The organism is Methylobacterium sp. CM6257 (assembly GCF_054611515.1).
The window spans coordinates 52,446-76,804 of sequence record NZ_CM137735.1; the positions used below are offsets into that span (position 1 = coordinate 52,446).

A 24,359-nucleotide genomic window follows, 5' to 3' on the forward strand; every position below is an offset into this window, starting at 1 on the left:
GGATCCGGTGAGGATGATGCCGGCCAACGCGATGATGACGCAGGTCTCGAGCGGCTTCTGAGAACCGGGTGCGCAGTGGGTTAGTGCTTTCGCCTGCGATGCAGAGACCAACCCCATAGCCCTGCGCGGCAGTTTCTGGTATACCATATGCCAATCGGCCGCTCGGCGAGCGAGCGACCGAAGAACAACAACGTGGGGCCGCCAAAGTAGCTGCTCCCTGACAGGGAGAGGCTTTCAATGCCAGAGAACCTCGACGTGAACGGGAACAGGCCGCCGCAGATCCAGAAGGCCCTGGCCGAGTGCAGAGACGGCGCTAAGATAGCTGAGCGAAAAGCGGACATTTACCTGAAGCTATCCCAAGGCGAGACGGTCGACTCTGTCTTTGAGGCGTACCGCTCGATGCATCGCTTCTACAGCTCGATGCATGAGTTCTTTCTAGAGGAACAAAGGGCTCTCGCTGATCTCCTGAGAACCGAAAATCACGCCTGACCACCTGCAGTACGTGCAAATTTCTCAGTACCCGAAGCCCGTAGAAGTGCTCGGATAACGCGCGGAACGGCGGAACGAGCAAGGTCGCTCGCGGGGGGCGAAAATAGGCGTGCTGCCTTCCTCCCAGGTGGATAAGGAGCAACCACCAACGCTCCGACCCAGCCCTGGTTGAAGGTAGTCCAATGCCCAGCCTCCGCCGAAGCGGCGCGGAAAACGGGTACGTCGGGCTCGTAGTGCAGATACAATCACTCCCCCGTCCAAATGCGTTGGCGAGCGATCGGAGCGGGAGCCGACGCGCAGCAACTCGGCCCCGACACCACGTCCTCGGCGCCAGCGTCATTGGGCGAGCGGATCAGGACGCACCTGCAGCCGGAACACCTTGGGCGAGGCGTCAGTGCCGCCCTCGCCGTGAAAGTTCGCCCGCGTGCCGGAGGTCGTCCACAGGCCGCGTCCCTTCCAGCCGGCCACTGAGTCGTCGACCCTGCCGTCCACGTTCTTGGTAAAGAAGCCCAGCGGGTACGGGATCCGAAGACTCACGAACCCCCCATTCACAAGAGCCAGCAGCCGCTCGCCGCCGTTGGCCGAAGCGATCGGCACGTTCGCGCCGAGCCCGAGTACGTTGTAGCGATCGACCCAGACGTAGTAGGCGTGCTCGGCGCTGCCGGAGGGATCAAGATCCCGAAACTGCGGGCCCGGAAAACGGTAAAGGCGCCAGCCCTCCGGACAGAGGCCGCCCTCCGCCGCTTCCGGGCCGTTGAGGGGGCCCTTGCACTTGGTGCGATCGAAGCTGGCAAGATGCCCGCTCGACAACGCGGTCCACACCACACCGTCGAGGCCGATATCGAGCCCGCGTGGACCAAAGCTGCCCTTGGGCGGGCGATAAATCTCGGCCAGCGCAGTGCGCGCCGGGTCGGTCCCGGGGTTGAGGCGGATTATGTAGCCGGGTTGATCGATGCGCGAGAAGCCACGGTCCATCGACTGGCCCCAGACCGTATCGTCGACTGGGCTTGGCATAATGCCATAGAAGGCCGCCATCACCCGCTTGTCTTTGGTCGGATCGACAGGTTGATCGGCCGCCACGAAGTCGTCGCGCCGGCCGTTGCCGTTGGTGTCGACAACGATCGGGGTCCAGCCCTGCGCCCTGGCGGCGTCGTGCGTCTCCAGGAACAGGCGCGTGTTCAGCCATCCCACCACGCCGCTCGCCGGACCGCCAGCGCTGGTCCAGAGGGTGTCGTCCCGATCATGCCCGAAGTAGAGGTGGTGTGTGGTGAAGCAGGTGTCGATCAACTCCCAGTGCTCCGTGGCAGGGTCGTACATCGAGAGCTGGCGGGCTGACTGCTTGAGCGGTGCCACTGCCGCGGACGGGTGGGTTTGACAGAAGCCCGGGTTCTCCGGCGGCCTCAGCCGGGCTGTGAACCACACCTTCCCAGTGCCATCCATCATCACATTGTGAATGCTCGTGTGCCCGTCCCAGATCGGCTCCTCGCCCCAGTAGGCGGAGGGGCCCCGGGCGGCATCAAGCGATGAGGGTGTGTTCGGGTCGAGGTAAGGGTGCCTCACCTCGCCGGCCACGTTGCGGACCGGATCGAGTGTCGGCACGAGATCCGTGCTCTCTTCCGGCGAGCCCCAGATCAGTCCGTTGGCATTGATCCGGGGATCACGCTTGTCGGTCGAGATCGCATCGTGCTGGTAGTGCTTCGGCGACGCCCAGTCCCACATCGTGACGACGAGGTTGCGCTCGACGCCCTGCGGACGCTCGGGCTTGGCGAACGGTAGCTCGCCCGCAGCGATGCGGTCGGTCCAGTCGGCGAACATGGCGTAAGCCTTCTCGGGGCCGAGGCTGCCCAGAGCGACAGCCATGTACTCCATGGCCTGACCGGCCTGCGTGCGCAGCGCCCAAGCGGTGTGCGAGTCGTTCTGCGCCCTGAAGAAGGCCGGGATCTCCCGTACCCCGCGCGAGCCCAACGCGTGACAGGACTGGCACATGTTCTTGATGGTATCGACCCATGCCTCCTGGGATACCATTGTGGTTGGGATGCCGTTGCCCTGGTCTCCCGTGCCCGGAAATTCGGATTTCGGGGGGATGTCGAGCAGGGAGTACCAGTACATACCTGGATAGTACTGCGCTGCTTCGGCCTCTGAGGGGGCCGATACTGCCGTGAGTGCGAGGGTCTCGCCGGGCCGAGCATCTCTTCTGGCTGAATCGACCAAGCCGTAGCCGCGTACCCAGACCTGATAGGTTGCGCCGGGTAGGTCGGGGAGGACGAAGCGGCCCTCCTCATCCGTGACGACGACCTTGGCGTATTTGGTGGGCAGGTCCCGCGTCTCGGCAATGACCCACACGCCGACCTCAGGGCCGTTCGGACTCCGAACCGTGCCGGCGATCGCAGACGGGGCGGTGTCCGTGCCGGCAGCTTGCGCATAGCCCCATGCGGCGAGAAGCAGCGCGAACCCGGCAGCTGTGCGAACGACCACGGCACCCTCCTGAATTCCGGCGGACGCACTCCGCCAGCCGCACCTCGGCTGCGGCGACTGCCGCCAGTTTCCACGCATTTCCGTTGCCTCGTAGGGCGTGTCACCGTCGGCCTCAACGCCGCATTGAAAGAGGCAGAAAAGTCATCCAACGTGTGTGAATCGGGAAGGCGCCCGTTCCTGGTTGGTTCCAATTCGCTTCCGCGTGGTTGATGTGCGTCCGGGCGTACTCGTCCTCGGGCTACTGGCCGCCCGCGCCCGTCATGGGGCCGGATCCGGCCTTCCAGCTACCCATGGCCGCCACCATGCAGTAGCCTCCAATCAGCCCGGTCCAAAATACCGGTCCGTTCACGCGAAGCCCCAATCATCGTTGAGCTGTCTTCGCCGAGGGCAAGGAGGGGCTATGAACCGTCGGGAACTTCTGCGGAGCGGGCTAGCACTTGGCGCAGGGGCGACGGTTCAATCGTGGCAAGCTATGGCAGAGCCGATCAATCTCTCGTTCCCACCGGACTTTAGATGGGGCTGCGCGACCGCGGCTTATCAGATCGAGGGCGCCGTGAAGGAGGATGGGCGTGGCCTCACCAACTGGGATGTGTTCTCACACACGGCGGGCAGGGTTGCCAACAACGATACCGGCGACATCGCCTGCGACAGCTATCATCGCTACGCGGAGGACACGGCCCATTTAAAAGCGTTAGGCATCAAAAACTACCGAATGTCGATCGCTTGGGCGCGCATCTTTCCGAATGGCCGTGGCCAACCCAACCAGAAGGGGATCGACCACTACAACCGGGTCATCGACGGTTTGCTTGAAGCTGGCATTCGCCCGTACGTCACAATGTTCCATTGGGATCTGCCGAAGGCGTTGCCGGGAGGATGGCAAAACCGCGATACAGCTTATGCCTTCGCCGATTACGCTGGCTTCATGGCTGGTAAGCTCTCGGGCCGTGTTAACGACTTCATGTCAGTGAACGAACTCGCTTGCTTCACTGATCTTGGCCACCGTGAGGGTACGCACGCGCCAGGGCTACGACTGGGCCCGATGGAAGTAAACCAAGTGCGTCATCATGGTATATTGGCTCACGGTCTCGGTGTCCAGGCAATCCGAGCTTACACCGAGGTCGGCACAAAAGTAGGAATCGCGGATAACACCGCCTTTTATGTACCAGCCATCGAAACGCCCGAGCACATTGCGGCCGCAAAGAAAGCGACGCGGGAAAAGAATGCGATGTTTCTCACGGCGATTATGGAAGGCCGGTATATCGACGAGTATCTTGCGGAGCAGGGTGCGAACGCACCCAAGATCGAGGCGGGCGACATGGCCGCTATCGGCAGCTCGCTCGACTTCGTCGCTCTCAACATCTACGTCCCGAAATGGGTGCGCGCCGATGCGGGACCAAAAGGTTATGCAACGATCCCACACATCTCCTCGTCACCACGCATGGCCTCGCCCTGGCTTGTGGTGGGTCCAGAGGTCGCCTACTGGGGCGTGCGCCTAGTCAGTGAGCTGTGGCAACCCAAAGCTCTCTACATCTCGGAGAACGGAGCTTCCGCCGACGATCCAGTCATTAACGGCCGTATCGACGATGCAGACCGGATCATGTACCTCCGCAACTACCTCAGCCAGTTCCGTCGCGCAGCAGCAGATGGATACCCGTTGAAGGGATATTTTCTCTGGAGCCTGATGGACAATTTTGAATGGGCTGATGGCTATAGCAAGCGCTTCGGCATTATTTACGTCGACTTCTCGACTCAGGAACGGATCCCGAAGCTCAGTGCGACTTGGTACAAGGAAGTGATTCGCAGAAACGCTGTCGTATAATAAAGGGCACTCGAGAAACACGCTTTCGCACGTCGAAGCGGATTCCGACCGGTCTGCCGTGAGGCGGGAAGGCGTCGCGTTTCCTGTTCGTCGTCCCCGGGCAGCCGACGCTGGCCCAGGCTGACCCCGCAATAATCCCGCGGAACCGAAATCCGGCCTCCAGCGTATTGGCGGGAACGCAAACACCGGACCCTCGTGGGCCAGCGAAAGTACCACGGAACGACTTAATATCGTCCCGTGAAAGCTTCCGCGCAATGAACCTGAACGGAGCAGAGCCGTGAGCATCTCGACCAAGATCGTCACCTTCGCTGCAGCCGCCTTGCTCGGGCTCGGAACTCTCATGAGGGCGCCTGCCTAGGCTCGCGGTAAGGGTGCCATCGCGGCCGGCGTCGTCGGCGGCCTTGCGGCTGGGGCCCTCGCCTCCCACGCCTACCGTCATCACGGCTACGGCTACGGCCGACCCTACGGCTATGGCTACTGACGTCGCCTAGCTGGGGCCAGCCCGGCAAACCGGGCCGACCCCTATCACGACCACCATCGAGCAGCGCGCTCCGAGTTCGTGGACTGCGAGGCCGTGGGCAACATGGACGCCTGTGTCCAGGCGTGTCGCGCCGGCGAAGCGACCTGCCGGAAGATGGCTGCCTGAGCAGCCGAAGAACATCTGCAAAGCTTGCTGAGATAGGAGACCGAGGGATGGATCACCCGCACGAGCCTGATCGCTTGGAGTGGAAAATCGTCAGCCTAATCTTTGCTGGCGGATTAGCGCTTTTGGGAGGACTCATTCTTTCCGCCTTAGAGGATGCGCCAACCTACGTGCCGCTCGGCGGAGCAGCGCTCTTGGTTCTTTGCTACTGCGCAGCCGGGTTTCTTTTCTACCGCCACGCGCAGGCTGGTTGAGCGAGCGAACGCCGAGGAGCCCGTTGCCGCGCCTGGTCGCGGTCTCCCTCGGAAATCCGCCGTGCCCGAGTCCCTGCTGGACGGCGCGTTGGACGAATAACCGATTCATGCAGCGGAGCGGCGTGGCCCCGGCTGCATGACGGCGAGGGCAACTCCTGGGGACGCGCGAACGACTGCTTTCCCCCTGCTTTTGCCCGGAAACGGATAGGCCGTTTCCGGCCAAGCTACGCCACGCCGGATCGCCGCCGCTTGCAGGACCGGACGTTCGGCTTCGCGCCCATCTCGGCCGCTCATCCGCCTCTCGCTGCTTCTCCGAAGCGGACGTTGCAGCAAGTCAGCTTGTGGATCTGAGTCGCGCCGGGAGCCGACATTTAGCTGCCGCAGCCTCAAGGACCGGTTGCGACTGAGGCTGTCGTCTAATCGCCTCGCATAAAGCAAGTCCTTTTTGGTTTGTCGGGCTGTCGTTTGCCGGGAGCACGGTCGTCTTCGCGGTCGGCATGAGCCGCCGCATGATGGAGCTTCGCAGGATGAACCTTCCGATGTGTGAAGCGCACTCGATAGACCGCTGAGGATCTCAGGGTGCAACAGCCTAGGCGGAATGGTTCGCCCACGTCCCGGCAGGGACGCCTCGACGCGCTTTGACGCGCGGCAAGCTTGGGTGTTCTGGGGTCAGGCGGTGGCAGCCTTCGCGGGGTAGGGTTGGCCGGACCTCAGCATGGCGTGCATGACGACGGCCAGCTTGCGCGCGACTGCCACGGCGGCGCGCTTGAAGCCGAGCCGCTCGCGCAGCTTCAGCCCCCAGGTGCGCAGGTCGCTGTCCAACCGGCTACGGGTCAGGAGAACGGTTGCTGCCTCGTAGAGGAGCCCCCGCATGTGCGCGTCTCCTCTCCGGGAGATATGCCCATCATAGTCGACCTCGCCCGACTGATAGCGTCGCGGCGTCAGTCCGAACCAGGCGGCGACGGAGCGTGACGATCTGAAGTTCGCAGGATCCTCGATGGCGGTCACGAAGGCGGCCGCGGTGAGCGCCCCGATCCCGGGGATCGCCATCAGACGCTGACAGGCTTGGCTTTGCCGGGCGCCGGCCAGGAGCTGGCGTCCGAGTTCCGCCGCTCGTCGGCGAACCGTGCCCCAAGCTTCCAGCAGCGGAAGAATGACGCGAGCCAAACCGTCTTCGTCCGACAGGAGGCGTCGAACCTCCGCCTCGAACGATCCGCCCTTTGCGCCCGGCACGATCAGGCCGAACGTCTTCATCAGGCCGCGGATCTGATTGGACAGCTCGATCGCCATCCGCACGAGCTTGCTGCGCGCGGCGACAAGCGTTCGCACAAGCATGCTGTCGTATCCCTTCACGCGCACCTCGCGGAAGAAGCCGACCTCGGCCAGGTGAGCCAGCCCCTCGGCATCGTTGGCGTCGGTCTTGTTGGCGGCCATGTCGAGGGCGGCCTTGGCATGACGCGCGTCGATACAGATCGCCGGGAGGCCTTCAGCCGTGAGGGCATGGAAGAACCAAATCGACAAGGGACCCGTCTCGAACACGATCCGTTGAGCTTCGGGCGCATGCTTGCGCAGAACACTGGCAATGGCGGCAGGATCGGAAGCGCACTTGCCGCGCCAAACCCGCTTGCCGTCCCGCCGCACACAGATCGTCGTGGCTTTCAAGGACACGTCGAGACCGATAGACTCACCCATGGTTGTTCTCCGCGCGATGCATGGGCCCGGCGTCCAGTCGTGAGCCCGCAACTTCATCCTGTCGGGGAACAACCACCTCTTCCATTGTAGGCCAGCTCAATCCGGCCCTGAGGGGAACGCTCCCGCGATTACCTCATGTGTGAAAACGACCTGACCTGCTAAGCTTGTCGCCGATCGGAGGAGATCGGGATGGCCCGCTTCATCGCCGGTGAGGATCGTCGCCAGGGCACGCTCCTGCCCGACTGCCTCGACGATTATGTGGCGGCGGACAACCCGGTCCGGCTCGTCGAGGTCTTCGTCGACGAACTCGATCTAGCCCATCTTATTCACGAGGGCAGTGGATCTGAGGTGGCGTGCGTAGCGTAAGACATTGATGTGGCTTAGGGATTGGGTGCTGACGCCAAGACCTGTGACCCCATCGAGCCCGCCACGCCCGCCATGTCCAATCTTGACGCGCTTCCGTTCGGGTTTCCATCCGTCCGGGGCAAGAAGCTCACAGCCGCCTTCGACGGCGGACGCCTGACCTCGGACGGTGGCATCCTGCTGTTGGCTCAGGCCGCACGACGGCTCGGCATCGCCGAGAAGCTCGCCGCCGTGATCCCGGATCGACGCGATCCGAGCCGGGTGCTGCACCCGCTTTCCGAGATCCTTCTGGCCCGCATCCTGGCCATCGCCTGCGGGTATGAGGATGCCGACGACCTCGACCACCTGCGCGCCGATCCGGCGTTCAAGCTCGCCTGCGGACGCCTGCCCGAGAGCGGCGCGGACCTGATGAGCCAGCCCACCGTCTCCCGGCTGGAGAACACGCCGGGCCTGCGTGACCTGATCCGGCTCGGGCGGGTGCTGGTCGATCTGTACTGCGCCAGCTACGCCAAGCCGCCAGCCGCCGTCACCCTGGACATCGACGATACCTGCGACGTGGTCCACGGCCAGCAGCAGCTGTCGCTGTTCAACGCCCATCACGATGACCGCTGCTTCCTGCCGATCCACGTCTACGACACCGCCACCTCGCGCCCGGTGGCGGTGATCCTGCGGCCGGGCAAGACGCCGTCGGGCCGCGAGGTGCGCTCTCATCTGCGCCGCCTGATCCGGGCGATCCGCCGCCACTGGCCGACGACCGCGATCACCATCCGCGGCGATGGCCATTACGGGCGGCCCGAGGTCATGGACTGGTGCGAGGACAACGGCGTGGCTTACGTCTTCGGGCTGACCGGCACCAAGGCGTTGGCGGCCAAGGTCGAGACGACGGCCGATCACATCCGGGTGGTGCGAGCCGTCGACGACATGGATGCGGTGCGCGGCTTTGCCGAGACCACGCATGCGGCCAAGTCTTGGCGGCAGCAGCGCCGCGTCGCCGCCCGCATCGAGGCGACCCGGCTCGGCCTCGACATCCGCTACGTGGTCACCAACATCACGACCGGCACGCCCGAATGGCTCTACGCCGAGCTGTACTGCGCCCGCGGACAGGCCGAGAACCTGATCAAGCTGCACAAGAGCCAGCTCGCCTCGGACCGCACCTCCTGCCGGCACCCCGCCGCCAACCAGATGCGGCTGGTTCTGCACACCGCCGCCTACTGGCTGATGCTCACCGTGCGAGACGTCATCCCGAAGGCGCACCGCCTGGCACGGGCCGAGTTCGCCACGATCCGGCTGCGGCTCCTGAAGCCCGGCGCTCGTATCCGAGAGAGCGCTGCCCGCGTCCGCCTCGCCTTCGCCGCCGCCTGCCCGGAGGCTGACCTGCTGCGCCACCTCGCAGGGGCTCTGGGACCGGCACCGGCTTGAGCCACGGGGCTGAGACGCCCCGACGAGCCCGCTCTCGTTCCTCCAGCCCTGCCGAAACAACCCGGATCCACAGCGTCGAAGGCGCAGCGATCACGCGCGGCCACATCGCAAAAACTCGATCCGTCGCCTGCCGGGTGAATAAGAGGGGCTAGCAACCCTTGGCTTCACCAGAGCCGTCCCTGAGGCAACCGGCCGTCCAGCCTACGACCCGGCGACACTTCTCAAGATTTACCTCTACGGCTACCTCAACCGCGTCCCGTCGAGCCGCCGTCTCGAACGCGAGACCCAGTGCAACATCGAGTTGATGTGGCTGACCGGTCGGCGGATGCCCGACTTCAAGACCCTGGCCGACTTCCGCAAGAACAATGGGCCTGCGATCCAGGCCACCTGCGCACAGTTCGTCATTCTCTGTCGTCGGCTGAATCTGTTCAGCAAGGCGGTCGTTGCGATCGACGGCAGCAAGTTCAAGGCGGTCAACAATCGCGACAAGAATTATACTGTGGCCAAGGTCGAGGCGCGTCTGGCTCAGGTCGAGGCGAGCGTCGCCCGCTATCTCGCCGCCCTGGACCGGGCCGACCGCCAGCCGAGTGACATCGCCGAGGCACGAACGGCGCGGCTCACCGAGAAGATCACAGCTCTGCGCGAGCAGATGAAAGACCTGCAAGCAATGCGTCAGCAGGTCGAGGAAGCACCCGACCAGCAGATCTCGTTGACCGACCCCGATGCGCGCGCGATGGCGACCCGCGGCAAGGGAACCGGGATCGTCGGCTACAACGTTCAGGCGGCCGTTGATGCCGAGCATCATCTGATCGTCGCCCATGCCGTGACCAACATCGGCAACGACCGCGCCCAGCTCGTCCCGATGGGGCTCCTGGCCCAAGAGGCGACGGGATGCGCCACACTCACGGTGCTGGCCGACCGGGGCTACCTCAACGGCGATCAAGTTCTGGCGTGTGAAGGCACTGGCCTCCTGCCGTGCGTGCCCAAGACCCTCACATCAAACCACGCCAAGCGAGGTCTCTTCACCGGACACTTGCCGACGGTCAGGACGTCGTTGCCATCATGGGTGCGCTGGACGCGGACTACAGCCCTGTGCGCTGCTCGATCCGGATACAGCCACGATCCTCATGGGCAACCGAAGATAGACGCTCCTCATCATATGTTATAGAAACTTTGCTCATTTCCGGGGTTCAAAGCGGCACAATAACGATACCAGCTCACGGTTGCGCCTCGGGCGATCCGCCCGGAAAAGTGCGTGATACAGAGTTGGTACGCATCTTGGAAACGCAACCGAGAGCGCGAGCAAGCAGATGGCACGGTTCTATTTTGATATTTGCAACCAAGGCGAGAAACTCGCCGACATGGTCGGCGTTGAGTGTGACACCCTAGCATCAGCCTTCCAGCAGGCGAAGGCGATAATCTCAAACGTCCGCGATGCGTATGGGGCGGCGGCCGCCGATTGGTCGTCGTGGATCTTGGAAGTTCGGTATTGTGACCAATCCGAATTATTCAGCCTTCCGTTTAGTCTGGCGTGCGGCAGTACTTAATCGGCCAATAGAGACCGACTTCCTGAGCAGCTACGTAGATGCTTGCGCAGCCTTTTTGCTTGTGCAGATGTCGGCGCGACCCAGCGTTGGGCGCCCGCGAACCATGAAACTACGCAGCGCGCGACCAGCGGGAAGATTCGTTCCGGCGTCGCACTGACCATCGCATCTCCGCCCGCCTCGAAGCAGTCGGTCCCAAGCTTACTGGAGCCATCGCTGCGGGATCACGGCTCTGAGGCTCCCTGCCCCGGAAGGGCCTGGCGTAAGCCAGACGGGCGAAAGATGCGGCGGCTCGAGCTCGACACGCGGCCGCGGCACCGGCGGGCGACTGGGCAATCTGAAGATCGGGGCGCAAGGCAAACGCGGGCTTGCCGATGAGTACGACGGCGCGCAGGAGGTAGGCGAACTGACGGGGCAGCGGGCCCCGACGGATGAAGTTGTCCACCGCGCTTTCTCTGATCATCGCTGATCAGAGGCCGCTGGCGCATAGCCTTGCGTCGAACGCATCCCGCATTCGGACGCTTTCGCCTACGGACCTGAAGTTAATCTAGCATTTAGAAGAAAACTTTCATTATCTGAAGTCGGCAATTTGCCTTCACACAGCATCAACGTAGAGCAGAAACTGCTCAAGCGACAGCAAGCGAGTGAGCACATTGCCCTTGAAAAGTCTTCCCGCCTGTGCGAAAGAGAGGCGTCCGTACAAGGCGATGCGGGAGAGCCCAGGCTGGCGTGAGCCGGCTATGGCGTCGAGGAGCGACCGCCCCCGGAAGCTTTGAGGCACAATCTCATATCGTCGGACGATCTGGAGTGCGACGCATCCTGCGTCACCGACAAGCCGAGACGGCCATCATGATGGTGGGATCGGCTTGCAGGCACCCGCGACAGAGGGGGGCGACCGGAATGCTTCGACGGGCATTTCCTGGCCCGTCTGTTGGGGGAGAGCAGCATGTTTCCGGACGACGACGAATTCGAATTTGTGGGTCCCGACCGCGGCTGGAACGATGAGCCGTCGCGCGCCGATCTCTTTCGCGAGTTCAGGTCGCCGGTCTACACCACCGACGCGGATGGCTGGCTGACCTACTACAACGATGCGGCAGCCGACCTGTGGGGCTACCGCCCCGAACTCGGCAAGACGCGCTGGTGCGGATGCTGGCGCATTTACACCTCTGACGGAACGCCCTTGCCACTCGACCAATGCCCCATGGCCATAGCCGTCAGGGAGGAGCGGCCCGTGCGCGGCGTGCAGGCCGTGTTGGAGCGGCCGGACGGAACGCTGATTCCATTCATGCCCTACCCAACGCCGCTGCGAGATGCGTCCGGCACTCTGGTCGCCGCGTCCAACGTTCTTCTCAAGATCACGAAACTGAACGGGTCTGACCCAATCGACCTTACGGCCGAGCAATGGGCCGAGCCGATACCGGAGAGGCGGGGAGCAGCTCTGGACCTCGACCGTCTGACAGGCGCGCTCCAGGCGACGCTCGCCACGTTGGCGGATGCCGAGTTCGGCTACCAAGCAGATTGCGAGCGCCTGGACGACTGGTCCGGCCCCGCAGACGAGAAGCAGCACATCCTCGGCCAGCTTGAGCAAAAGCGGCAGCGTCAGCGCGCGGCCCTGAACGAGCGCTTGCAGCAGCTAAAGCGGCGCGCCATGCAGGCCATGGCCGATCAACGATGCGAGAGCGGCCCGCCCATGAGCACGGCTCACACGCACTCTCCTGTGCCGCACTGACACGCATACGATGGGCTCCGGGCGGTTCTGCTGCCCCGCTCCAAGCCACGCGACGCCATCCCCTATGACCGCTTCTTTGAAGCGCCCATCCGGTTCGATCAAGAGGTCGCTGCCTTGGTGTTCTCGGCCGAACTTCTTGAGCACCGCATCACCGATGCAGACGTGACTGTCCGCCAGCGGACCAAGGACCACCTCTGCCAGCTTGAGGGCACTCAGTCGTCCAGTTTGTCAGACTCATGCGTCCTCGGTGGGCCCGGGAGCGAGTCTTAGCCCAAGAATTGGGTCGTCTGGACACGGATTGTGCATTGCGGCATGCACGTGGTGCGCCGCACAAAGTGATTCGGCGTGAATGTTGAGTTTTGAGGGGCATCATGACCACTACCCAGCCGAGCTTCGAAGTTCCGGCCGAGATGCGCGACTTTGCCGAGAAGAGTGTCGAGCAAGCCCGCGCTGCGCTCATCGCCTTCGTGCAGAATGCGCGCAAGGCCACCCAGAGCGCGCAGGCGCAAACCAAGACGGCTGAGCTGCCCGCCAGCGTCGCGTATGTCCGTGGTTTCGAGATGTTCGAGCAGAACCTCGCCAGCACCTTCGATCTCGCGCAGAAGCTGGTGCGGGCCAACAGCTTGCAGGACGCGCTGCAGCTGCAGTCCGACTACGTCCGCACGCAGTTCGCTGCTCTGCAGAGCCCGACCAAGGAACTCGCCAGCGTGACCCAGCCCGCCAAGACGGCCTGATCGGATCTGTCATCTCCGCCCTCTGCACCTCGGAATGAGGAGCAGGGGGCCTCTGCGACTTGGGGAGTAGCGCGATGGTGCGTCGACGTAGCGGCCAGACTTCGGTGCCGATGAAGGAAGCAGCCTCTGGCGCGGTGCAGCCGAGCGGAGACAGTGAGCCGCTCATGTCATCCGGCATACCTGAGATGCCGCCGCTCGAAGATTCGGCAACACACCCGGCCGAAGCTCCAGTCCTGCTGGAGGCTTTGGATTCCGTCCACCACGAAGCCCCGGTCGATCTGACGACCGATCTGCTTGAGACGACCTCTGCCACTGCTCTCGAGCTGCCGCTGGCTGATACCGCTGAAGACGTGCCGATGATCTTTCCGGACGTTGCAGGCGATGAGGCCGCCAGTGTTGATGACGCCCAGTCCGGGTCTCTCTTGGCTGAGGCGCCCACCGCGATGAGCGACGTCAGCAGTGTCGCTCAACCCGCAGTTGAAGATGCGGATCAGACGTCACCAGTGACAACACAGCCTGCGAGCTCGCGCGGTCAGCAGCTTCGACCGGCCGAGACACCACAGGGGCGTCCCGTGAGCCACACGTTGTGGCCGGCTTCGCCGAACCTTGCGCGAACCGTGTTCCAGATGAACGTGACGGCCTGGGCGTATGCCCGCAGAGAGAGGGAGGCCATGCTTGCTTATCTGCAGGCTCTGAGCGGCGCGCGGACGCCCTCTCAGGTTATAGATCTGCAAACGCGTGAGATGACGCGCGCGCTGGAGGCAGCTGTCCGGTTCGGCGAGGCACTCGCTGCACCGGGCCACCAGCTGCTGACTGGCTGGAAACTTCGGCGGAACGCCGCAGCGTAACGCTTCGAGGAGTAGGCGGCGTCGGCGTGTGCCACTTCCCCCTGCAGCTGAGGTGAGGCGAATGTTTCCGTTCTACACGGCCGCTCTTCTCGGGCTCGTGACCCTGACCCAGCAAACTGGTCCGCGTCGAGCGCAAGTTTTTCGGGCATCCTGAACCCTGAAGGAGGGTGGATGCCATGCCTCGCAAACGCTTCACGAACGAGCAGATCGCCTTTGCCCTGCGGCAGGCGGAGAACGGTGCGACGGTGGACGAGGTCTGCCGGAAGATGGGTGTGTCCGAGCCGACGTTTTATCGGTGGAAGAAGCAGTTCGTCGGCATGGGCGTGCCGGAGATCCGGCGGCTGAAGCAGCTGGAGGACGAGAACAGCAAGCTTAAGCGGCTGGTCGCCGACCTGACACTGGACCGCTCCATGCTGCAGGACGTGCTCAAGCGAAAGTGGTGAGGCCCGCTGCTCGCCGCGAGGTCGCCGGTCACCTGCAGGTGGCCTACGGCATCAGCGAGCGTCGGGCCTGTCAGGCCACCGGCTTCGGCCGCTCGTCCCAGCGCTACCGCAAGCGCGCCGATCCGCAGGTAGCTCTGCGCATGCGGCTGAAGGAGTTAGCGGCTGCACGGGTGCGCTACGGCTATCGGCGGCTGCACATCCTGTTGCGACGAGAGGGCTGGGAGGTGAATCACAAGCGCACCTACCGGATCTACCGGGACGAGGGGCTGTCGATCCGGCCCAAGCTGCCCAAGCGCAAACGGGCTTGTCGCTACCGGCAAGGGCGGCCGGCCATCGGCGGACCCAACGAGGTCTGGGCCATGGACTTCATGTCCGACCGCCTGTTCGACGGGCGTCCGTTCCGGATCCTGACGGTGGTCGATTGCCATACGCGAGAGGCGCTCTCGCTCACACCGAGAGCCAACTTCCGCGCCTTCCAAGTGACCGAGGCCCTGGACGCCTTGGTCCGGCTGCGCGGGCGGCCCAAGAGCCTGCGGGTCGACAATGGACCGGAGTTTGCCGGGCGCATGCTCGACCAGTGGGCGTACCTGAACGGGGTCGAGATCGACTTCTCACGACCGGGCAAGCCGACCGACAACGCCTACATCGAGTCGTTCAACGGCCGCCTACGGGCAGAGTGCTTGAACGCTTCGTGGTTCCTATCGCTGGCCGATGCCCGTGAACGCATCGAGGACTGGAGGTGCCACTACAACGAAGATCGACCCCATACGGCCCTGGGCGGCTTGACGCCCCGAGCCTTCGCCAACCAAGCTGTCACAGCCCGAGAACTTGCATAGGTCGTGGACCACAAACCGGGTCAACTCCATGAGATCCGGAGGCTCACCTTTCGGCCGGACCAAGATCCGGGGGACCCTCAGATCGCAGCCGAAACTGTGCACCGCATGCCGAGGATGCCGCCTCGGTCTCGGGGCAGAGCCTCAAGGCCCGACCAGGACCCGCGTTACGGAAGCCCGACATTGAGAAACGGGCCATAAGAGGCGTGGCGATGCCAAAGAACAAAGCGCCGCCGCCAGCGCGGCGCCGAGCCCGGACCAGGATGGAGCGCCCACGAGGCCTAACCCCCCGGGGGGAAGAGCGCCACTCCGCCGGAGGAGCTCGACCCGTCCAGCCAAATCAGATCGCCGCTTCAAACGCCGAAGCGGGTCCCATATTCCGCGGCCCTATAGGTCCGAATACCCAATTCGGGTGAGCCGCGTCCGAAACCGTGTTTTCCACATCAAACCGGTTCGCGAAATTATTGCGAAATCCGCATCCAGTGGCATTGTGACGGCTGGGAATGTAGCGGGATATGCCATGCGCGCGTCGCGCGAACGCCATACTCTGTACTTGATGTTCGTCATGGCCGCCGCCTGCACGACATCGGCGCGGGCTGACATGCGTATAGAGGCGGCAAAGATCACGGGCGGCGATCTCTGGATCATCGGGTATGCCGACGACCCGGACACGGACATTACTCTCGACGGCCAGTTTCCGCGGAAGACTGATGGGCGCGGCTATTTTGAATTTCGCGTCGTCTATCATCCGGCCACCTGCGTCGCGACGCTGCGGACCCCAAAACAGGCACGCAGCATCGTGGTCGGCGAATGCGGCCAGCAGGGACCGCAGGCGCCCGGTCTCCCGGGACCTGCCGGCCCGCCGGGGCCGCGCGGAGAGGCCGGCCCGAGAGGGGAGGCCGGCCTCAAGGGCGAGCAGGGCGCGATGGGCCCTCCCGGGCCGCCCGGGCCGCCCGGGCCCCAGGGGGCGCCCGGTGCGCCGGGTGAGCGCGGCCCGGCTGGTCCGGCCGGCGCTCCCGGCATGGCCGGGCCGATCGGTCCGGCAGGTCCGGCCGGCCCTCGTGGTCCGCAAGGTCCTCCCGGTCCCCCGGGACCTCCCGGAAAGATGGGACCGCCCGGCCCGGCACCGAAGCCGAAGGCGCCCCCTGCTCTCACGGGCTCAGTCGCCAAACCACGCCCAGCGCGCCCGGCGCGCCCGGCCCGGGAGCCCGAGGCGGCCCCCTATCCGACGACGGAACCCGAGCCCGGGTCAGGGATCGCACCCGAGGACCGCTATTAGCGTGGCCTAACGGGAACGCCTCTCCCGCCGGTCGGCGAGAACATGAGGCGTGCCCGCTTCGACACGCGCGCATCCCGCGGGCGATCGAAATGCGCCGCTGATCGGCAGGCATGCGGGATAGCCGGCGGCGAAGCGGATGCCGCGGACAGGAGGCGGCGCCGCGCCTTTGAACACCCCACCCAGGATGTGTCACCTTAATGCCCCAACGCCGCACATTCCGACGCTCACGGCCGATCAAGCCGAGCCAAAGCGACGGTTTTGCGCTAAGCGTGACAGTGGGGCGGACTTGATCGGATACCAGCGTAACGCCGTACCTTGGCCGTTTTCGTCTCGGACATCCGGACCGAAAGAGACCGCAAGGGCTTGTTCATCGTGACACGACGTCCACAAGCGAGTTGCTCGACGTTCCGCATGGTCGGGATGGTTTCTGGTCTAGCCATCTTGGCAGCGACCCCGTCCGCTGCCGAGACGTTGGAGAGCGCTCTCGCGAAGGCCTATCAGGGCAATCCGACCCTGAATGCGGGCCGCGCCGGCGTGCGCGCGGTCGACGAGAATGTGGCGATCGCCCAGTCCGGCTACCGGCCGCAGGTGAACGTCGGCGCGCAGATCGGCGTCCAGTACATTCAGACCCAGGGATCCAGTACTGCCGCGGTCGCGGTGGGCTCGGCAAGCACCGGCACGACGGCCGGAACCGGAGCCGCGCTCGGCGGAGCCGGCGGGGTTGGCACCACGGTGGGAATCGGCGCCGACACGGGAACGGGCACGACGACGGGTATCGGGACGACGGCCACCTCGGCGACATCGGGCCTCACCGCAGGGCAGCCGTCGCTCACCGGCGCGGGGGCGACCTCCGCTGCGTCTCAGGTCGGCGCCACCCAGATCATCACGTCGCGACGGACGATCCGGGAGACCTTTCTGCCGAGCAGTGCCAGCCTCACCGTCTCGCAGACGCTGTTCAACGGCTTCCAGACGGACAACCTGACCCGACGCGCCGAATCGACCGTCTACAGTCAGCGCGAGACCCTGCGCTTTACGGAGCTCACGGTCCTCTTTAACGCCGTCCAAGCGTACATGAACGTCCTGAGCAACACAGCGACGCTGGAGCTGAACCGCAACAACGTCGAGGTTCTCGAGGAGCAGCTTCGGCAGACGCGGGACCGCTTCAACGTCGGCGAGGTGACGCGGACAGACGTCGCCCAGGCCGAGGCCCGGCTCGCGGGCGCGCGCTCTCAGGTCAGCGCCGCCGAATCAGCCCTGCGCACCAGCATCGGCATCTACAGGCAGAATATCGGCGTCGAGCCGCGCCAGCTCGCGCCAGGCCGGCCGCTAGACCGCTTCGTGCCGCGCAGCCTGGATGCCGCCATCGCCATCGGCTTGCGCGAGCACCCGCAGATCGTGTCGGCCATGCACGCTGTCGATGCCGCCGAAGCGCAGGTGAAGGTGCTGGAGGGCCAGCTGGCACCGAACCTGAGCCTGCAGGGCTCCCTCAGTCAACTCTACGACCAGATCGGCCCGAACACGAGTTCCTTCGTCGGATTCGTGGGAGGCCGGCTCAATATTCCGATCTACGAAGGCGGCCAGACCTACGCCCAGATCCGCCAGGCGAAGGAGACGGTCGGCCAGGCGCGCATCCAGGTCGATCAGGTCCGCGATCAGATCCGGGCGCAGATCGTCGACTTCTGGGGTCGCCTTGAGGCCGCCAAGGCGCAGGTCATCGCGGCTCAAGCCCAGGTCCAGGCCAACGAGGTGGCGCTGAACGGCGTGCGCGAGGAAGCCCGCGTCGGCCAGCGCACTACCCTCGACGTGCTCAACGCGCAGCAGGAACTGCTGAACTCCCGCGTGCTCCTGATCGTCGCCCAGCGCGACCGGGTGATCTTTTCCTACGGCGTCGTTCAGGCGATCGGGCAGCTCACCGCGCGCTTCACCGCGCTGCCGGTCGAGTACTACAGCGCCAAGATCCACTACGATCAGGTCAAGGACCTGTGGTTCGGCCTTCGCACGCCGGACGGGCGCTGAGGTCTTTTCCACGGGGAGTGTGTTGCAGGCGCGCTTGCCGCACCGAAACGGACTGGAATACTGATTGAAGGCCGGCCCGATCGGGCCGCATTCCAGTTCCGATGCCCGAGCGCGCCTGGCGATGAGTGCAGCAAGCCCCAAGATCCCAGACGCTAAATTCGAGGATAAGGCGGCCGATAAGGCGCACGAGCCTTCGATGGAGGAGATCCTCGCCTCCATCCGCAGGATCATCGCCGACGATCAGGCGGCCAAGCCCGCCGAGGCGGTCGCGGCGTCCGAGCCGGACGACGTGCTCGACCTCGCCGAGGTCGCCGAACCGGTGGTGCGTCCGCGGGCCGTGATGCCGGAGCCGACGCCCTCGGCCGCGCTGCTCGATTTCGACGCGATCGACTTCGAGGATCCGACCCCGGCCGAACCGGAGCCTGAGCCCGAGACGGTACCGGAGCCGCCGCCCGCTCGGCCTGCTCCCCCGCGGCAGCCGGTCTTCCAGGCCGCGCGGCCGGAGCCGGAGCCGGAGCCCCTGGTATCCCCGGCCACGGATGCCAGCGTCAGCGGCGCCTTCAACCTGCTGGCCCACACCGTGCTGACGCAGAATGCCCGGACGCTCGAGGACCTCGTCAAGGAGATGCTCCGGCCGATGCTGAAATCCTGGCTGGACGACAATCTGCCGGCGGTGGTCGAGCGCCTCGTGCGCGCCGAGATCGAGCGGGTGTCGCGCGGCCGCTGAGCCGCGCCCCTGGGTATGGCGGCCGCTCTCGGGCGGCCGCGTGTTGACGGGAGCGGTCCGACGGTCGAAAGCGGGTCCAACCCTATTGGACAAGCGCCGGCCTTTAACCGCGATGATGGATAAGACCTTCGAGCCCGCCTCCGTCGAGGCGCGGATCTCCGCCGCCTGGGATGAGGCGGGTGCCTTCCGTGCCGGCCGGCCCGAGCGCGCCGGGGCGAGCCCCTACTGCATCGTGATCCCCCCGCCGAACGTGACGGGCTCGCTGCACATGGGCCATGCGCTCAACAACACATTGCAGGACGTCCTCTGCCGCTTCGAGCGCATGCGCGGCAAGGACGTGCTGTGGCAGCCCGGCACCGATCATGCCGGCATCGCCACCCAGATGGTCGTCGAGCGCCGCATGGCGCAGGTCGGCGAGCCAGGCCGCCGGGAGATTGGTCGCGCGGCCTTCGTCGAGAAGGTCTGGGCCTGGAAGGCGGAATCCGGCGGGGCGATCGTCAATCAGCTGAAGCGCCTCGGCGCTTCCTGCGACTGGTCCCGCGAGCGCTTCACCATGGACGAGGGCCTGAGCCGCGCCGTGCTCAAGACCTTCGTGGACCTGCATCGGCAGGGCCTGATCTACCGCGACAAGCGGCTGGTGAACTGGGACCCGAAGTTCCAGACCGCGATCTCGGACCTCGAGGTCCAGCAGGTCGAGGTGAAGGGCCATCTCTGGCACTTCGACTACCCGGTCGTGGACGAGAACGGGGCCGAGACTGGCGACGTCATTACGGTGGCGACCACCCGCCCCGAGACGATGCTGGGCGATACCGGTATCGCGGTCCATCCCGAGGACGAGCGGTACAAGGCGCTAGTCGGCAAGCGCGTGCGCCTGCCGCTGGTCGGCCGTCTGATCCCGATCGTGGCCGACGAGTACTCGGATCCGGAGAAGGGCACCGGTGCGGTCAAGATCACCCCGGCCCACGACTTCAACGACTTCGATGTCGGCCGGCGCCACGGGCTCGGCCTGATCAACGTCCTCGACCCCGAGGGCCGGATGCTGCTCGACGGAAACGCGGCGTTCCTCTCCGACGCTTCGCCGGAGCCGGACGCCTTGGCGCTGCACGGCCTCGACCGCGCGCAGGCGCGCAAGGAGGTCGTGGCGCTCATGGAGGCGCGCGGGCGCCTGCGCACGATCGAGCCGAACACCCATGCGGTCCCGCACGGCGACCGCTCCGGCGTCGTCATCGAGCCGTATCTGACCGACCAATGGTACGTGAACGTCAAGCCTTTGGCCGAGCGCGCGCTCCAGGCGGTGCGCGATGGCCAGACGAAGTTCGTTCCCGAGAACTACGAGAAGATCTTCTTCCAGTGGCTCACCAACATCGAGCCCTGGTGCATCTCGCGCCAGCTCTGGTGGGGCCACCAGATCCCTGTCTGGTACGATGAGGAGGGCGGCATCTTCGTGGCCGAGAGCGAAGCCGAGGCGCTCGCCCAGGCCGAGGCGAAACACGGCCGGGCCGTCGCGCTGACCCGCGACGAGGACGTCCTCGACACGTGGTTCTCCTCCGCCCTCTGGCCGTTTTCCACATTGGGCTGGCCGGACTCGACCCCGGAACTCGCGCGTTTCTACCCGACCAACACCCTGGTGACCGGTAAGGACATCCTGTTCTTCTGGGTCGCCCGGATGATGATGATGGGACTCCATCTCACCGATCGGGCCCCCTTCGACACGGTCTACCTGCACACCCTGGTGCGGGACGCCTCCGGGGCGAAGATGTCGAAGTCGAAGGGCAACGTCGTCGATCCCCTCGACCTGATCGATCAGGTCGGGGCGGATGCCCTGCGCTTCACCCTCTGCGCACTGGCAGTCCAGGGTCGGGACATCAAGCTGTCGACGGACCGGGTCCAGGGCTACCGCAACTTCGCGACCAAGCTCTGGAACGCGGCCCGCTTCGCCGAACTGAACGGCTGCCGCCTCGACCCGGCCTTCGACCCGCGTTCGGTCACTGGCGCGATCAACCGCTGGGCGCTGACCGAGGTCGCGCGCGCCGTGGACGAGGTGACGGCGGCGCTCGAAGCCTACCGGTTCAACGATGCGGCGGCGGCTGCCTACCGCTTCGTTTGGAATATCTTCTGCGACTGGTACCTCGAACTCGCCAAGCCCGTGCTCCAGGGCGAGGGTGTCGAGCCCGCGATACGGACGGAGACCCAAGCCACGGTCGCGTTCCTGATCGATCAGGTCGCCAAGCTGCTGCACCCGTTCATGCCCTTCCTCACGGAGGAGCTGTGGGCAATCAAGGGTGCGGCGCTTCCCGAGCGCGGGCTCCTCACCCTCGCCTCCTGGCCGGAGCTGTCCGGCCTCGCGGATGCGGGTGTTGAGGCCGAGGTCGGCTTCGTGGTGGACCTCGTCAGCCAGATCCGGTCGGCCCGCTCCGAGACCAATGTCCCGGCCGCCGCACAGATCCCGCTGGTGATGGTCGGGGCGACCCCGGAAGTCCGGATCCGCGTCGAGGCGTGGCGGGACACGCTGCTGCGCCTCGCCCGGCTCTCCGATATCGCCTTCTCGGACGCGCCGCCGACGAAGTCCGTGCAATTGCTCGTGCGGGGCAGCGTTGCCGCTCTGCCGCTGGAAGGCGTCGTCGATCTCGCCGCCGAGGTCGCACGCCTGAAGAAGGAGCAGGGCAAGGCGCAGGGCGAAATCAAGAAGATCGACGCCAAACTCGGCAATGCCGACTTCGTCGCCCGCGCTCCGGAAGAGATCATCGAGGAGAATCGCGAGCGCCGGGAAGTCGAGACTGCCCGGCTGATGAAGATCGAAGAGGCGCTGGCCCGTCTCAGTGCGGAGTAGAGCGCTCTCGCCGGACTGAAAATCGATCCGGCGGAGACCGCATTGCGCCATGACTCAGGGTTCATTTCAGCCGGTGGCCGGTGGGGGGCAGGTATATATGGATGGGGCGGGGCGACGGGCCAGCGCCGTCCCGCATGGCGTCGTAGCATTCTCCGCGTCGGCCTGCCTCGCAGAGGCCGGCCTCGCGCGTTTGCGCCCCTGCTCGCCCGTCATGGCTGAGATCGGGCTCGGCTTCGGCCGACCGGGACGGTGATCGGCACCCGGTCAGTGCAAACCGACCGACCGGCTCCCACATGCCAGCCGCACTCGTGATCGGCGGTTCGTCGGCTTATGTCGCATGAATAGCCGCGACGCCTCCTCGCGGGGCGACCACGGCGGCCTGCGAAGTGCTGCCTCGGCGTCGCGCAGCCCCGTGCCCCTGCTGCGCGACAACGCAATCATTAGCCGGCGTAGCGAGCTCCTCATAGGAGAAGACTACCCAAGCACAACGGAACCGGTAATTACCCACGGGGTGGATTGGTCGGCGGTTGAACGCCCGCGGCTGCGCCGCTTGCCGGGACGAGCTTGCCTCTTGCCGGGAGCCAATTTCGCTGATTCTCTCGTGAGATGGGCCGCAGCGAACTGGAACGGCTGAGCCGCGAGGAGCTGATCGAGTTGGTGCTGCGGCTGCAGCGGCCAGAGAAGACCTCGCGCACCTCGTCCAAGCCGCCCGCGACCGATCGCAAGGAGCAGCGCGCGCAGTCCAAGCCCGGCGGCGCCAAGCCCGGTCACGAGGGTCACAGCCGGGCGTTGAGCGACGATCCCGATACGCTCGTCGAGCATCGTCCCGAGGCTTGCACGCGCTGCGGCGGCAGCCTGCATGCCGCTCTTCCGGCAGAGATCGTCAGCGTCTCTGAGCAAATCGAGCTGCCCGCGGTGGCGCCGATCGTGACGCAGCACCAGCGCCTCGCCGTTTGTTGTCCGAGCTGCGGAGAGCGGGTCGTCGCACCGGTGCCGGAGGCGGCGCGCGGCACCCCGTTCGGTCCGCGGCTGCACGCGGTGGCGACGTACCTGAAGACCTTCCAGGCGCTCTCCTACGAACGGCTGCAGGCGGCGCTCTCCGACCTGTTCGGTCTGACGCTGAGCCAGGGCGGTCTGATGAACCTGCTCCGCCGCGCGCAAGGCCGCTTCCGTGCCGGTCGTGACACTGCCATCGCCGCCCTGCGCAAGGCCGAGGTTGTCGCCTGCGACGAGACCGGCGTGCGGATCGAGGGCTCGAACGCTTACCACTGGCTGTTCCACTCGGCGCAAGCCGTGGTGCACGCGGCCTCGCCGACGCGCGGCGCTGTCGTGGTGCACGAGATGATGGACGGGCATCGGCCCGCGGTGTGGATCTCCGACCGCTACACCGCCCAGCAAGGCCATGCGGATGAGCACCAGACCTGCCTGGCGCATCTGGCACGCGACGTCGCCTATGTCGTCGAGGCCAGCGACGATCCCGTGCCCTGGCGTCTGCAACTCTGGCTGCAGCGCGTGTTCGCCCTGGCCGGGCGCGTCACCGACTTGGCCGCCGCGACGCTCTCGGCCAAGCGCCGCAGCCTGGATCGGCAACTGGGTGCCATCCTCGCCACGTCGAGCCGCTGTGATCTGAGCCGCGACCTACAGGCCAAGATCAGCCGCGCCCGCGATCAGCTCCTGGTCTTCCTCGCCTATCCCGGAAAGGTCGAGCCGACGAACAACGGCTCCGAGCGGCTGCTGCGTCCGGCTGTCGTGCAGCGGAAGGTCACCAACGGCTACCGGGCCATGTGGGCGGCCGAGGGCGAGGCCGCCATTCGCACCGTCGTCGACACCGCGCGCCTCACAGGCAGCAGTCCCTTCGGCGCCATCCTCAAAACCGTCGGCGCCTGAGCCCAGCCATCACAGGCCTGGGTAATTACCGGAACCGCTGTCATCTGAGCAGATGGCAACGCGCGAGTAGCCAAGGTTCCGGCCCATGCCCGACCTCGAGCCCAGCACTTCAGAGCAGCCGGAATTTTTAGACCGCCTCAACCCTCTCGACAACGATCGAAGGTTGACGACGGCATACCGGCGCGGTGGTGGACCTTCGGAGATATCCGGGTCGGCCGAAAATACCCGCCCGGCCGCCCTTGCCGCGCGCCGTTGATGCGGGAAAGGCTCATCACCCCTGTTGCACATCGTTCATGGTACCGCAGGACTAAATACGTGATTGCCCCGAAATAGAA

18 protein-coding genes and 1 pseudogene are annotated in these 24,359 nt (G+C 65.4%); 16 read left to right on the forward strand and 3 right to left on the reverse strand.

Annotated features, from left to right (window positions below; all coding sequences use genetic code 11):
- Positions 1-237: 237 nt before the first annotated feature.
- Positions 238-489 carry a hypothetical protein gene (locus ACYCO6_RS00245; protein WP_459768360.1) on the forward strand — a complete coding sequence of 84 codons (252 nt, stop codon included), beginning with the start codon at positions 238-240 and terminating at the stop codon, positions 487-489.
- Positions 490-825: 336 nt separating this feature from the next.
- On the opposite strand, the gene ACYCO6_RS00250 is transcribed toward ACYCO6_RS00245, so the two are convergent.
- On the reverse strand, positions 826-2,964 hold the full coding sequence (locus ACYCO6_RS00250; RefSeq protein ID WP_459768361.1) for a carboxypeptidase-like regulatory domain-containing protein: 2,139 nt from the start codon (positions 2,962-2,964) through the stop codon (positions 826-828).
- 400 nt (positions 2,965-3,364) lie between these two features.
- Between ACYCO6_RS00250 and ACYCO6_RS00255 the strand changes: the two genes are divergently transcribed.
- Positions 3,365-4,783, forward strand: coding sequence for a GH1 family beta-glucosidase (locus tag ACYCO6_RS00255; RefSeq protein WP_459768362.1), 1,419 nt, complete (start codon positions 3,365-3,367; stop codon positions 4,781-4,783).
- Between the two features lie 693 nt (positions 4,784-5,476).
- Positions 5,477-5,680 carry a hypothetical protein gene (locus ACYCO6_RS00260; protein WP_459768363.1) on the forward strand — a complete coding sequence of 68 codons (204 nt, stop codon included), beginning with the start codon at positions 5,477-5,479 and terminating at the stop codon, positions 5,678-5,680.
- A 669-nt stretch (positions 5,681-6,349) separates the two neighbouring features.
- Here the strand turns inward: ACYCO6_RS00260 and ACYCO6_RS00265 are convergent.
- Positions 6,350-7,372, reverse strand: a complete 1,023-nt coding sequence (locus tag ACYCO6_RS00265) for an IS110 family RNA-guided transposase (RefSeq protein WP_459768364.1) — start codon at positions 7,370-7,372, stop codon at positions 6,350-6,352.
- Between the two features lie 189 nt (positions 7,373-7,561).
- Between ACYCO6_RS00265 and ACYCO6_RS00270 the strand changes: the two genes are divergently transcribed.
- The 9 genes and pseudogenes from ACYCO6_RS00270 to ACYCO6_RS00310 all read left to right on the forward strand — a co-directional run bounded on the left by ACYCO6_RS00270 (position 7,562) and on the right by ACYCO6_RS00310 (position 15,288).
- A complete protein-coding gene (locus tag ACYCO6_RS00270; RefSeq protein WP_459773895.1) occupies positions 7,562-7,738 on the forward strand; it encodes a hypothetical protein in 177 nt (58 codons plus the stop codon).
- A gap of 72 nt (positions 7,739-7,810) precedes the next feature.
- Positions 7,811-9,154, forward strand: a complete 1,344-nt coding sequence (locus tag ACYCO6_RS00275; RefSeq protein ID WP_459768365.1) for an IS1380 family transposase — start codon at positions 7,811-7,813, stop codon at positions 9,152-9,154.
- A 148-nt stretch (positions 9,155-9,302) separates the two neighbouring features.
- Positions 9,303-10,178: pseudogene (locus ACYCO6_RS00280) on the forward strand (transposase); the annotation flags it as partial.
- 286 nt (positions 10,179-10,464) lie between these two features.
- Positions 10,465-10,701 (forward strand): DUF6894 family protein, encoded by a 237-nt coding sequence (locus tag ACYCO6_RS00285; RefSeq protein ID WP_459768366.1) that lies wholly within the window; start codon positions 10,465-10,467, stop codon positions 10,699-10,701.
- 943 nt (positions 10,702-11,644) lie between these two features.
- Entirely contained in the window at positions 11,645-12,427 is a 783-nt protein-coding gene (locus ACYCO6_RS00290; protein ID WP_459768367.1) for a histidine kinase, read from the forward strand.
- Positions 12,428-12,484: 57 nt separating this feature from the next.
- Positions 12,485-12,697 carry a hypothetical protein gene (locus ACYCO6_RS00295; RefSeq protein WP_459773383.1) on the forward strand — a complete coding sequence of 71 codons (213 nt, stop codon included), beginning with the start codon at positions 12,485-12,487 and terminating at the stop codon, positions 12,695-12,697.
- A gap of 101 nt (positions 12,698-12,798) precedes the next feature.
- The gene (locus tag ACYCO6_RS00300; RefSeq protein ID WP_459768368.1) at positions 12,799-13,161 is read left to right on the forward strand and encodes a phasin family protein; all 363 of its coding nucleotides are present in this window, start codon (positions 12,799-12,801) and stop codon (positions 13,159-13,161) included.
- Positions 13,162-13,235: 74 nt separating this feature from the next.
- On the forward strand, positions 13,236-14,009 hold the full coding sequence (locus tag ACYCO6_RS00305) for a hypothetical protein (RefSeq protein ID WP_459768369.1): 774 nt from the start codon (positions 13,236-13,238) through the stop codon (positions 14,007-14,009).
- 176 nt (positions 14,010-14,185) lie between these two features.
- Positions 14,186-15,288 (forward strand): IS3-like element ISMra1 family transposase gene (locus ACYCO6_RS00310; protein WP_459768370.1). Its coding sequence is split into 2 segments (ribosomal slippage): positions 14,186-14,447 and positions 14,447-15,288, totalling 1,104 coding nucleotides; the frame shifts between segments, so codons are not numbered across the junction.
- A 337-nt stretch (positions 15,289-15,625) separates the two neighbouring features.
- Here the strand turns inward: ACYCO6_RS00310 and ACYCO6_RS00315 are convergent.
- Positions 15,626-16,033, reverse strand: coding sequence for a hypothetical protein (locus tag ACYCO6_RS00315; protein WP_459768371.1), 408 nt, complete (start codon positions 16,031-16,033; stop codon positions 15,626-15,628).
- A gap of 951 nt (positions 16,034-16,984) precedes the next feature.
- Here ACYCO6_RS00315 and ACYCO6_RS00320 point away from each other — a divergent pair.
- From ACYCO6_RS00320 to tnpC, 4 genes are all read left to right on the forward strand, one after another.
- Positions 16,985-18,580: a TolC family outer membrane protein gene (locus tag ACYCO6_RS00320; protein WP_459768372.1), complete on the forward strand. Its 1,596-nt coding sequence runs from the start codon at positions 16,985-16,987 to the stop codon at positions 18,578-18,580.
- A gap of 196 nt (positions 18,581-18,776) precedes the next feature.
- Positions 18,777-19,307 carry a PopZ family protein gene (locus tag ACYCO6_RS00325; RefSeq protein WP_459768373.1) on the forward strand — a complete coding sequence of 177 codons (531 nt, stop codon included), beginning with the start codon at positions 18,777-18,779 and terminating at the stop codon, positions 19,305-19,307.
- Positions 19,308-19,419: 112 nt separating this feature from the next.
- The gene (locus ACYCO6_RS00330) at positions 19,420-22,137 is read left to right on the forward strand and encodes a valine--tRNA ligase (RefSeq protein WP_459768374.1); all 2,718 of its coding nucleotides are present in this window, start codon (positions 19,420-19,422) and stop codon (positions 22,135-22,137) included.
- A gap of 606 nt (positions 22,138-22,743) precedes the next feature.
- Positions 22,744-24,024: an IS66 family transposase gene (tnpC, locus tag ACYCO6_RS00335; RefSeq protein ID WP_459762615.1), complete on the forward strand. Its 1,281-nt coding sequence runs from the start codon at positions 22,744-22,746 to the stop codon at positions 24,022-24,024.
- The last annotated feature ends 335 nt before the right edge of the window (positions 24,025-24,359 follow it).